The sequence below is a fragment of the Streptomyces adustus genome (assembly GCF_009377175.1).
GTDB lineage: Bacteria > Actinomycetota > Actinomycetes > Streptomycetales > Streptomycetaceae > Streptomyces > Streptomyces adustus.
In genome coordinates this window covers 26,088-36,654 of record NZ_VJZD01000079.1, presented here as the reverse complement: position 1 = coordinate 36,654, position 10,567 = coordinate 26,088, and the positions used below count along the sequence as shown (strand labels likewise).

Below are 10,567 nucleotides of genomic sequence, written 5' to 3'. Positions count from 1 at the left end.
ACCGCGTCTTCCCGTCCTCCCAGGTCTGCTCGGCCTGCGGATTCAGGGACGGCCCCAAGCCCCTGCACGTCCGGGAATGGACGTGCAGCGCCTGCGGCACCGTGCACGACCGCGACCACAACGCAGCACGCAACATCCTCCTCGAAGGACGCCGCATCGTCGCCACCGGACAGGTGGAGACGCCAAACGCCTGTGGAGCGCCGGTAAGACGGGCACACGTGCCCGCACAGCGCGTTGAAGCAGGAAGCCCCCGGAAGGGTCAGACGACCCAGGCCGGAATCCCCGGACTTTAGGCCAGGGAGCACGTCAACCCATATCCCATGGTCCCCGAAGGCTGCGGGAGCAACCGGCCATTCGGGGCGCCGTGGCGCGTACCACCATGGGGTACGGCTGTGTGCCCGATCCAAGCATTCTTTCCGTAATATCCGATGATGCGTTGGCTGTGTCGGCCGGCGCCGTACGGATGTTCGTGATGCGGATGTGGACATGGATGCTCCGCCCGGCCTGCGTCGCCTGCCGCCGCGCGCCTTTGGCCGCCGCCGTGGGGCAGCCTGTCGCGGCAGCGACGGCTCACCGCTCGCCGGATCCGATTGGGGGACTCCTGCGCTCTGAACGGCTCGCCCGATGGTGACCATGACGTCGCCGACCTAGCCTCGGGTCGTCGGAATAATTCCGAAATGGCCGCATAGTCTCTTATGTCGGCTTTCCTTTGGCGTCGAACGGAGCTTTCATGTCGGTGATGACCGGTGCCCAGCCCCTGCAGCAGTTCGGTCAGCAGGCCGGTGGTACGCAGCAGATCGGCGGTTCGCAGCAGCTCGCGCAGGTGGTCCAGCAGGCGATCCAGCAGGCCTGTCAGCAGGCCAGCCAGCAGATCGCGCAGCGGATGCAGCAGACGCTGCAGCAGATCCAGCAGGTCCAGCAGCAGTTGCAGCAGCAGGGCCTGGCTCAGCATGCCCACCCGTACCTGGCCCTGGCGCTGCATCACACGCTGCACGCGGGGGTCCGCAGCGCGGTGGAGCAGTCCGTGCAGCAGGCGCTGCCGACCGCGATCCTGACCCTGGTGCAGCAGAGCCAGCAGCAGGGTCAGCAGCAGTTCGGCGGCGGCTTCGGCCAGCAGCCGTTCGGCCAGCCGTACCAGCAGCACTACCAGCAGCCCGGCTTCGGCCCCGGCTTTATGGGGCAGCCCTTCGGCCTCGGCTGATCCCATCACCAGGGGATGCGGTGTGCTCAGGATTCCTTGTCCCGGGCACGCCGCATCGCCGTGCAGACGGGAGCAGCCCGTCATCAGCAGCGCAGGCACGAAGTGGAACGTAGGCGTGAGGTGGACGTGATGGTCGAGGACAAGCCCGGCAGCAGGACGCGCAACAGCCGCCGCAGCGCATCCGAGGGCGCGGGAGCCGGCGGCGGGCCGGTCCCCGGGGACAAGGAGCAAAAGCGGACGGCGCCACAGGAGAAGGGCGCACCGTCACCGGTCGTGGTGCAGCCGCGCCGGCAGCGCTACATGATCACGCCGCTGCCGCAGCAGCTGCTCCCGCCGGGATGCGCCGAACTGAGCATGGACGCGGTGTGTGACCGGCTCGAGGGCATGCCTGATGTCACCGTGATCCGCCGGCTGCAGCCGTCACAGAAGCCGCAGGCTACCGGTATGCGACCGTCCTGCCCTCAGATCGCGGTCGTCGAAGCCGCCGAGGCCCAGCTGCCGGCCCTGCGGACGCTGCACGTGCACATCGAACCCGACCTGCCGCTGGCCGACACCGCCTTGCCCGCCGTCACGCCGGCTCCGGGCATGCTGCCGCTGCACGATCCTGGACTGGTCGTGCCGCTGGAGAAGCCGGTGGAGATCTCCTTGCGGGTCTGCGGGCCGGACGGCGAGCCGCTGGCCAAAGCGGGAGTGTTCCTGATCGCAGCGGCCTGGCCGGCCCAGGGTGTCACCGCCGCCGACGGCACGGTCACCCTCACCCTGACCGCCGGGACCGAACAGTGCGTCCAGTCCCTGTACGTCCGGCCCCGGGCCGGCTACACCGACCGCTGGATCCACCGTCCCGACCTGTCTGCGGCACGGGAGAACATCGTCAGCCTCACCCCGCTCGCCAAGGCGTACCCGGAGCTGGAGGAACGCCAGCAGTACGGCTGGGGCCAGCAGGCCATGCGGCTGGACCGGCTGCCTCCCACGTTCCGCGGCTTCGGCATCAAGATCGCGGTCATCGGTACGGGCGTCAGCACCGACCATCCCGACCTGAAGCAGCGGGTGCGCTCCGGGATCGATGTCGTTCGTCGCACCGAGGAGGGCTGGGCGCACGATCCGCTCGGCAGCGGTACGCACGCGGCCGGGATCATCGCCGGCGCGGACACCGGCAGGGGCATCGTCGGGATCGCGGCCGACGCCGAGCTCGACGTCTGCCAGGTACTGCCCGGCGGCCACTTCAGCGACCTGATCGACGCCCTCGACCACTGCATCGAACACGAAGCCGACATCGCCCACATCGCGATCGCATCCCCCTACCCTTCGGCGCTGGTCTCCCGCAAACTCGCCGATGCCACGGCGGCGGGCATCGCCTGCATCGCCCCGGCAGGCGACAGTGCAGGACCGGTCGCCTTTCCCGCCTGCCTGCCCACCGTGTTCGCCGTCGGCGCCCTGGGAGCCCTCGGCACCTACCCGCCCGACACGTCCCACGCCACCCACACCGGACCGCAGCTGAGCCCGGAAGGTCTCTTCGCCGCCCCCTTCAGCTGCTGCGGTCCCGGCGTCGACGCAGCCGCCCCCGGCGTGGCGGTCCTCTCCTGCGCGCCGCAGGACGGCTACACCGCCCTCGACGGCACCGGCACAGCCGCGGCCCACATGGCCGGACTCGCCGCCCTCGTCCTCGCCCACCACGAGGACTTCCACGGCCGGCTGCAGCCCCGCGGACCCGGCCGCGTCCAGCACCTGTTCGACATCATCACCGCCAGCTGCCACTCACTGGCCGCCCCCGGCACCACAGACGCCGCCCGCACCGGACACGGACTGCCCGACGCACTCCTCGCCCTCGGCCTGGTCCCCGCAATCCAGCTCGCCCCCGCCCTGTTCCCCTTCGCCCCCTCCACGACCGCATAGGCCCTGCCTGCGGCAACCACAAAACGGCACCCGCCCCGCGGGGCGGGTGCCCTTCCGTGCACGCTCCGAGCCACTTGAACCCAGACGAGCACGCACCGCAGGGGGGTGTTCCGGTGACCCCGGTGTTCCCTTCCACCCTCAAAAGGCGCTCGATGCCCAGGACCTGTCCAGCATCGACGGCCAGAGCGTTCGGGCCACGCCGCAGCCGGGCACGGCGCGCGAGTTCCACAAGCCGACGCAAGCCCCCTGGCCTGCTGCGCCGACCCTCAACTCATGGTCCGGCGCCAGCCGCGGCTACGCTGCCCGCATGATCCGCGCTGTGATCTTCGATGTCGGTGAGTGCCTCGTGGACGAGACCACCGAGTACGGTGCGTGGGCGGACTGGCTCGGCGTGCCGCGTCACACCTTCCACGCCATGTTCGGTGCGGTCATTGCTCAAGGGCGGGACTACCGCGAGACGTTCCAGGAGTTCCGGCCGGGGTTTGACCTGTATGCCGAGCGTGAGCGCCGCGCGCAGGCAGGGCAGCCGGAAACGTTCGGCGAGGCGGATGTGTATCCCGATGTACGCGACACGCTCGCCGCACTGCGGGCCGACGGGCTGTGGCTGGGCATCGCGGGGAACCAGACGGTGCGCGCGGGCCGGATCCTGCGGGAGCTGTTCAGCCCGGACGTCGACCTCATCGGCACGTCCGACGACTGGGGGGCATCCAAGCCCGCGCCGGAGTTCTTCCACCGCGTCGCCGAGGTGGTGCCGGCCCGGGCGGAGGAGATGCTGTACGTCGGGGACCGCGTGGACAACGACATCCGCCCGGCGCACCGGGCAGGCATGCACACGGCGCTGGTACGCCGCGGGCCGTGGGGAACGATCCAATGGAGCACCGAGGAGGCGCAGAAGCTTCCGACGTTCCGCATCGAGAGCCTGCTGGAGCTGTCCGGGCTGATCGCCCGGTTCAACGGCTCAGCGCGCTGATCGTCGTCGACCATCCATAGAGCCGGTCGTCGAGCTCGCGCACGCACTGCTGCTGTTGCTGCGGGGCCAGCATCCGGCGTACCTCGCGGACCCGGTCCATGCCCGTCGCGTACCAGGTGCGCTGAAGGTCGTCGAGTGCGCGCAGCGCGTACCGGCAGGCTTCATCAGGGTTGCCGGCGGCCGCTTCGACGGCTGCGAGGTCGCCGAGGACGACGGTGCGCTGCTTGTCGTCACCGGCATCGAGGGCGTCGAGAACGCCGTGCAGGGTTGCGCGGGCCTGGAGCAGATGGCCGGCTCTGAGCTGAGTGTCGCCTTTGAAGGCGGCCAGCCTGACCGGGCTGAACCAGTCCAGCCAGTCCGGGCTGGTGTGCTCGTTGCCGTTGGCCAGGACGGCTTCGGCGTGGTGGATGAGCTGGAGTGCCTGACGGGTGTTGTCGCAGCGTGTCTCGCATTCGGCTTCGACGGCGTCCAGCCAGGCCAGCAGCTCGCTGTGGGTTAATCAGTCGATGGATGGTGCCGATACACCCACACGCTAGTGACCCGCAAACCCGAACATCCAATGACAGCATCACCGAATCTCACACCGCGTTTGAGTGATCCGCCCGTGGGAGCCATGTCGTCGGGATCCCAGGGTCACGGCGGCGGAGGTGGGGCGGTGAGGTACGGCGCGAGTTGGGCTTCAAGATCTGCGACGCGTTTGTCCGGGAAGCGGTTGTTCTGACGGGCGCCGTCCAGACGCTTTGAAAGGCGCCGCCGTTCGCCTCGGTCAGGCCCTGGTGGGCGCGGGTGTCCATCGAACACACCGCCACCCTCGCCTCGGCCCGGCCGTCCTTCCGCCAGGTCAGCGCGGTCTGCGCAATCAATTCCAGCGTCGGCACCACCACCAAGGTCAGCTGTGATCCGAGCGTGCGCGCCGGACGGATGGCGACCGGCGTCTTGCCCGTCCCGCACACCGACACGTCCAAGCCCCGCGTGCCTGGACGATGCAGATGCCGTACCGCGCGGTCGTGCCCGCTGTGCTGGTCGGGGCGCATAGTGACACGCCTGGCGGCGGGCTCCGGGCTGGCGGGGCTCATACGAGCCATTCTCGTGGGTGCCGCGGGGCGAAAGTGCCGGGAAGGGGGATCTGCCCAATGCGAACGGGCCCAGTTCCCTGGCTCGGGACCGGGCCCGCTGCTGCAGATACCCCGACCTGCGATGTTGCCCCTTTTCCCACAGTTCGCGGCCAGTAGCGTTCAGGGAGCCGGTCGGCGCTGCGTCGGGTGTGGGGCAGCACGAGGATTCCTGCCGGCCCGCACGCCAACGCTGCGTCGACGTCCTCTTTGCTCAGTTGGTGGTGAAGGCGGGGTAGTCGGTGTAGCCCTTGGTGTGGCCGGCGTAGTAGGTGTCCCGGTCGCCGACGGCCAGCGGGTGGCCGTGCGTGAAGCGCTCGACCAGGTCGGGGTTGGCGATGAAGGGTTCGGCGAAGGAGACGGCGTTGACGATTCCGTGGCCGAGGATCTCGTTGCCGAGGGCCTGGGTGAAGCCGAGGTTGGCGACGATGTTGCCCTGGTAGTGGGTGCGGTAGCGGGAGAAGACGGCGATGCGCTCCTCGATGGTGCCGGGGGTGCCCAGGAGGTGCAGGTAGGCCAGGTTGCTGTCGTTGAGCTTCTTGAGCAGCTGGTCGTAGTCGGCGAGTGTCTCCTCGTCCGCGGTGAACGTGGTTCCGTTGGCCCAGCCCGGGGACATCTTCACGCTGATGCGGTCGCTGCCCCACACGTCACTGACGGCGTCGAGGATGTCGAGGAGGAACTGGGCCCGCTTCTCGCTGCTGCCTCCGTAGGCGTCGGTGCGCTGGTTGAGACGTGGGTTGAGGAACTGCGGGATCAAGTGGGATTGCTGGGCGTGGATTTCCACGCCGTCGAAGCCGGCGCGGCGGGCGTTCTCGGCCGCATGGCGGTAGTCGGCGATGGTGGCAGCGATCTCGGCGGCGGTGTAGGCGCGCGGGGTGACGGTGTCCTTCGGGCCGGAGGGGGTGAAGGACTTCTCGCCGGGGTTGATGGCCGAGGGCCCGGCGGGCAGGCGGCCGCCGAGGTGGTCGGGGTGGGAGGCCGTGCCGAGGTGGCCGAACTGGGAGACGATCCGCCCGCCGGCCTCGTGGACGGCTTCGGTGACCTTCACCCAGCCGGCGGTCTGCGTGTCGGTGTAGATGCCGGGCGCGTTGATGAAACCGATCGCGTCGGCGTTGACCCAGGTTCCCTCGGTGACGATCAGGCCGGCACTGGCGCGCTGCGCGTAGTAGGTCGCGTGGAGGTCGGTGGGGGCCAGCTCGGCATTCTGAGCGCGGGCGCGGGTCATGGGGGCCATGACGACGCTGTTGGGGAGCTCCAGCGCGCCGAGGCGGACGGGCTGCAGCAGGGGCTGGGTGGTGGTCATGAGTAACTTCCTTGTGCGTGGGGGGTGGATGAGGGCAGAGCGAGGAATGGGCGAGGGCCCGGCTCAGTCCTGTTTGAGGGCGTGGAGGCCGGAGAGTGGGCCGCCGAGCTGCATGAGGCGTCCGCCCTCGCGCAAGGAGCCGAGGTCGACGGGGGCGAAGCCGAAGGCGGCGGTGAGGTCCTTGACGGTGGTCTTGGCGTCGGCGTCGTCACCGGCAAGGAACAGCACCTGGCGTCCGGCCTGGTGGCGCGGGTCGGCGGCGATGTACTGGCCGTAGAGGGTGTTGAATGCCTTGACGACGCGGGCTCCGGGCAGCAGTGAGGCGACGTGTTCGCTGCCGGTCAGCTCGCCCAGATCGGCGATCTTCATGGGCGGCGGAGGGGAGACGAACTGATTGGTGGCGTCGATGACGATGCGCCCGTCGAAGGGTCGCAGGCCGGCTACCGCGTCCGGGATCTGGGGCCAGCCGACCGCGAGCACGACGAGTTCCGCCGCAGCGGCTTCCTGCGGGGTGCCGGCGTGGGCGAGCGGTCCGAGTTCGTCGGCGAGGCCGGCCAGGGAGGCGGGGCCGCGGCTGTTGCTCAGTACGACCTGGTGGCCGTGGGCCACGGCGTGGCGGGCGATGGCCCGGGCGACGGTTCCGGCGCCCAGGGTTCCGATCTTCATGGCGGTGCCCTTCGTGGGGTTCAGGGTGCGGGGCTGGTGAGCAGGACGGTTCCGCTCCTGCCGGGGCGGCGGACATGGTCGATGGCCTTCGCGAAGTCGGCGAGGTCGTAGCTGGCGGCGACCTCGAAGAGTTCCGGGGCACTCGCGGCCAGACGGGCGGCGAAGGCGACGTCCTCGGCCCGTTCCTCAGGCGTGCGGGCGGTCACCCACTGGAGGACGGACGTGCCCCGCACGGTCAGGGCCCGCGGGGTCAGCGCGAGCGACTCCAGCGGCGTGCTGCCGGAACCGAGCTGTCCGTAGGTAATCAGCGTGCCGCCGTCGGTGAGCAGTCCGGCCAGCTCACCGGTCAGGGATCCGCCCACCGCGTCCAGTACGACCTGGGCGCCCCGGCCGCCGGTCGCGTCCTGGACCTGAGTGCGCCAGTCCGCATCGGCCGTCGAAATGGTCGGCAGTGAGGGGAAGCGCTGGCGCAAGGTCTGCGCCCCCGTGGCGCTGCGTACCAGGTTGACCAGCGGGATGCCGTGCTTGAGTGCTGCGGCGCTGATCAGCTTTCCCACCGACGAACCGGCGGCCGTCTGCACCACCGGACCGGCCTGGCCGTGCTGGGCGTCCTCGACCGCCCGCAGCAAGGAGAGCAGGGTCAGCGGGTTGGCCAGCATCAAAGCCGCGCTCTCGTCGCCGAGGTCCTCGGGCACCGGCACCACAAGATCGGTCGGCGCCGTGACGAGCTCGCTCCACGCGCCCGGCACCGGGAAGAACGCCACCCGCTGACCGGTCCGCAGATCCTGCACACCCTCGCCGACGCTCTCGATGACGCCCATTGCCTCCACGCCGGGAATCCGTGGCGTGGCGAACCGCTGCCGCGGCCCGCCCGCAAGGCCCTCCACTGCCGCCAGGTCGCCGGGGTGGATCGGCCGGGACAGCACCCGCACCCGCACCTGCCCGGCCGCGGGCGCAGCAGGGGCCGGCATCTCGCTCAGGCGTAGTACCTGCCCGGCTTCTCCGTGCTGGTCGTAGGCGATGGCGCGCATGGCGCTCTCCTTCCATGAACTATTAATGATGGGCGTCATTGATACTTTTGCTATGATGAGGGGCATCATTAAAGATGTCAAACGAGAGCGCCACGAGAGGACGGCCATGCCGCGGATCACCAAGCAGGACAAGGCCCGCAACCGGCAGAACATCCTCGAAGCGGCGAGCCACATGTTTCGCTCGCAGGGCATCGACGCGGTCGGCATCGCCGAGCTGATGAAGGAAGCCGGACTCACCCACGGCGGCTTCTACAACCACTTCGCCTCCAAGAACGACCTGGCCGTGGAGGTGTGCGGCGCCTCCTACGCCGCCTCGCTCGAGGTCCTGGCCCGGACGATCGAGGACGGTCCGGACCAGGCCGGCTCTCCGCTGGAGCGGGTCCTGGCCGAGTACCTGTCCACCGCACACCGTGACGCCCCGGACGGCGGCTGCCCCTCCGCCTCCCTGGCCACCGACGCCGGACGGCACAGCGAAGCCGTGCAGAGCGCATACGCCGAAGGCGTCAAGGGCTACCTCACCAGCTTCGCCGACGAGTTCCTGCGCGAAGCCGAGGACAAGGGCCACGAGCCCGACCCGGCCGAGGCCCGCCACAGAGCCATCCGCCTGCTCAACGAAATGGTCGGCGCGCTGACCCTCGCCCGCGCCGTACGCCACGTCGAGCCCGAACTCTCCGACGAGATCCTGCAGACCGGCCGCAGCCACGCCCTCGACTGACGCAACTCACGGCCGCCGCGAAACACGGAGCCGAAGCGGACACCCCGTCACCATGGCGAGCCCCCGGCTGTGACTGAGCGCTTCAGCCGGCGGGGTTAGCCACCTGTGACTCCAGAGGGCGGCGCGCGGTCATAGGCGGAGGACAATCAGGGCGATATCGTCGCGGGCGCCGCTGCTGACGCCGAGGTACGCGAGCAGGGCGTCGGCGAGGCGTTCGGGACTATGGCGGGCATGGCGGGCGAGCGCGTCGGTGAGGCGCTGCAGGCCGGTGTCGATGTCCTCGCCACGGCGTTCGATGAGGCCGTCGGTGTAGAGCACGAAGGTGTCGCCGGGACGGTAGGACAGGTCGGCCTGCAGACGGGGGACGTGTTTGGGCCGGGCCCCCAGCGGAGGGTCGGTGGCCTGGTCGAGCAAGACGCAGGTGCCGTCCTGATGGAGCAGGACGGGGGGCAGGTGGCCGGCACTGCTGTACGTGATGCGGCGGGCATGGGGGTCGATGACCGCTTGGACGACGGTGGTGGCCAGTGCACCTTCCACATCGCGTGCGTACAGGCCCAGGGCGTCCAGGGCAAGTGCGGGTTCTTCGACGGCCCGGACGGAGACGGACAGCGCGCTGCGGAGCATGCCCATGACGGCGGCGGCCTCCAGGCCGTGGCCGACGACGTCGCCCACCGCGACGGCGAATCTGTTCTCGGGCAGGTCGACCACCTCGTACCAGTCGCCGCACACGTTCAGTGACCCGGCGGCGGGCAGGTAGCGGACCGCGGTGTCCCGGTGACGGGCCAGATGGGGCGAGTGCAGCATGGCCTCCTGCAGGGTGACGGCGATCTGGCGCTCCCGGGCGTGGGCCCGGCGCAGTTCCTCGTTCAGCCGCTGGAGCTCGCGTGCCCGCGCATACAGTTCGACCTCCATCGCCTCCGCGTCGCTGAGCGCTGTGCCTTCTCGCGGGCGGCCTTGAGACAGGATGAATGCGGTCATGTCCACCCCCCGGTGGAGGATCCATTCCACCTGCCCGTCCGGCCCGAGCACCGGCGTGTTGATTGCGGACCACCACCGCTCCTCGAACACGCCGGCGCGGTCGGCCACGGGGATGTCGTACTTCATCGGCGCCATCGTGTCCGGCTCTTTCGAGCGCAGGACCTGGTGCAGGGACGCCTGCAGATTCCGCACGCCGTCAGCATCGGGATCCGCCGGATTGTCAGGGAAGGCATCGAAGAGATACCGCCCAAGCAGATCCTCCCGGCTACGGCCGGTCACCCGGCAGGCCGCCTCATTGACGTCAACGAGCACCAGATCCGGGCTCAGCACCATGCAAGGGCTGGGAGTCACCGCGAACAGCGCCTGGTAGTCGATCGCCGACCTCGCCACGCGCTGCGGCCGCCCATCCTCATCAGGGATGTTCCCGTCCCTCACTCCTACGTTCTACCGTGCGCCGACACCCCCGGCACCCTGGGCCCGACGCCTGCCTGCGGCCCCTCAGCCCCCTGCGACGTGCCCCGCGACGACAACCTCCAGGGGCAGCGCAGGCGCCGGCGCAACCGCGTCGAACCCCTCGCCCGCCAGCCCAAGCGCTCACTCGCCAACCGAGGCGCTCAGTCACACCGGCCGAATCAGTCGGCGACCGCGCGTCACATCCGCTCCGGATTACGACATAACCCAGGCAACAGCCGGACTTG

10 protein-coding genes and 1 pseudogene are annotated in these 10,567 nt (G+C 69.8%); 5 read left to right on the top strand and 6 right to left on the bottom strand.

What is annotated here, in order from left to right:
* The 4 genes from FNH09_RS20615 to FNH09_RS20600 all read left to right on the top strand — a co-directional run.
* Positions 1-293 (top strand): zinc ribbon domain-containing protein (locus FNH09_RS20615; protein WP_152890099.1); only part of this gene is annotated, 293 nt, incomplete at its 5' end.
* A 437-nt stretch (positions 294-730) separates the two neighbouring features.
* Positions 731-1,201: a hypothetical protein gene (locus tag FNH09_RS20610; RefSeq protein ID WP_152890097.1), complete on the top strand. Its 471-nt coding sequence runs from the start codon at positions 731-733 to the stop codon at positions 1,199-1,201.
* 129 nt (positions 1,202-1,330) lie between these two features.
* Positions 1,331-3,094, top strand: coding sequence for a S8 family serine peptidase (locus tag FNH09_RS20605; protein ID WP_238426876.1), 1,764 nt, complete (start codon positions 1,331-1,333; stop codon positions 3,092-3,094).
* 307 nt (positions 3,095-3,401) lie between these two features.
* Positions 3,402-4,064, top strand: coding sequence for an HAD family hydrolase (locus FNH09_RS20600; protein ID WP_152890113.1), 663 nt, complete (start codon positions 3,402-3,404; stop codon positions 4,062-4,064).
* Here FNH09_RS20600 and FNH09_RS48690 read toward each other — a convergent pair.
* The 5 genes and pseudogenes from FNH09_RS48690 to FNH09_RS20580 all read right to left on the bottom strand — a co-directional run.
* Positions 4,045-4,554: pseudogene (locus FNH09_RS48690) on the bottom strand (transcriptional regulator); the annotation flags it as partial. The gene FNH09_RS20600 and the pseudogene FNH09_RS48690 sit on opposite strands and share 20 nt — an antisense overlap.
* Before the next feature lie 88 nt (positions 4,555-4,642).
* Positions 4,643-5,140, bottom strand: coding sequence for a DEAD/DEAH box helicase family protein (locus FNH09_RS46745; protein WP_156110829.1), 498 nt, complete (start codon positions 5,138-5,140; stop codon positions 4,643-4,645).
* 250 nt (positions 5,141-5,390) lie between these two features.
* Positions 5,391-6,479, bottom strand: coding sequence for an alkene reductase (locus FNH09_RS20590; protein WP_152890093.1), 1,089 nt, complete (start codon positions 6,477-6,479; stop codon positions 5,391-5,393).
* Between the two features lie 63 nt (positions 6,480-6,542).
* Positions 6,543-7,145, bottom strand: a complete 603-nt coding sequence (locus FNH09_RS20585) for an NADPH-dependent F420 reductase (protein ID WP_152890091.1) — start codon at positions 7,143-7,145, stop codon at positions 6,543-6,545.
* Between the two features lie 20 nt (positions 7,146-7,165).
* On the bottom strand, positions 7,166-8,176 hold the full coding sequence (locus FNH09_RS20580; RefSeq protein ID WP_152890089.1) for an alcohol dehydrogenase catalytic domain-containing protein: 1,011 nt from the start codon (positions 8,174-8,176) through the stop codon (positions 7,166-7,168).
* 106 nt (positions 8,177-8,282) lie between these two features.
* On the opposite strand from FNH09_RS20580, the gene FNH09_RS20575 reads away from it, so the two are divergent.
* Complete coding sequence (locus tag FNH09_RS20575) at positions 8,283-8,891, top strand: TetR/AcrR family transcriptional regulator (RefSeq protein WP_152890087.1); 609 nt, start codon at positions 8,283-8,285, stop codon at positions 8,889-8,891.
* A gap of 129 nt (positions 8,892-9,020) precedes the next feature.
* Here the strand turns inward: FNH09_RS20575 and FNH09_RS20570 are convergent, their stop codons facing one another.
* Positions 9,021-10,304: a PP2C family protein-serine/threonine phosphatase gene (locus tag FNH09_RS20570; RefSeq protein WP_338017624.1), complete on the bottom strand. Its 1,284-nt coding sequence runs from the start codon at positions 10,302-10,304 to the stop codon at positions 9,021-9,023.
* Between the last annotated feature and the right edge of the window lie 263 nt (positions 10,305-10,567).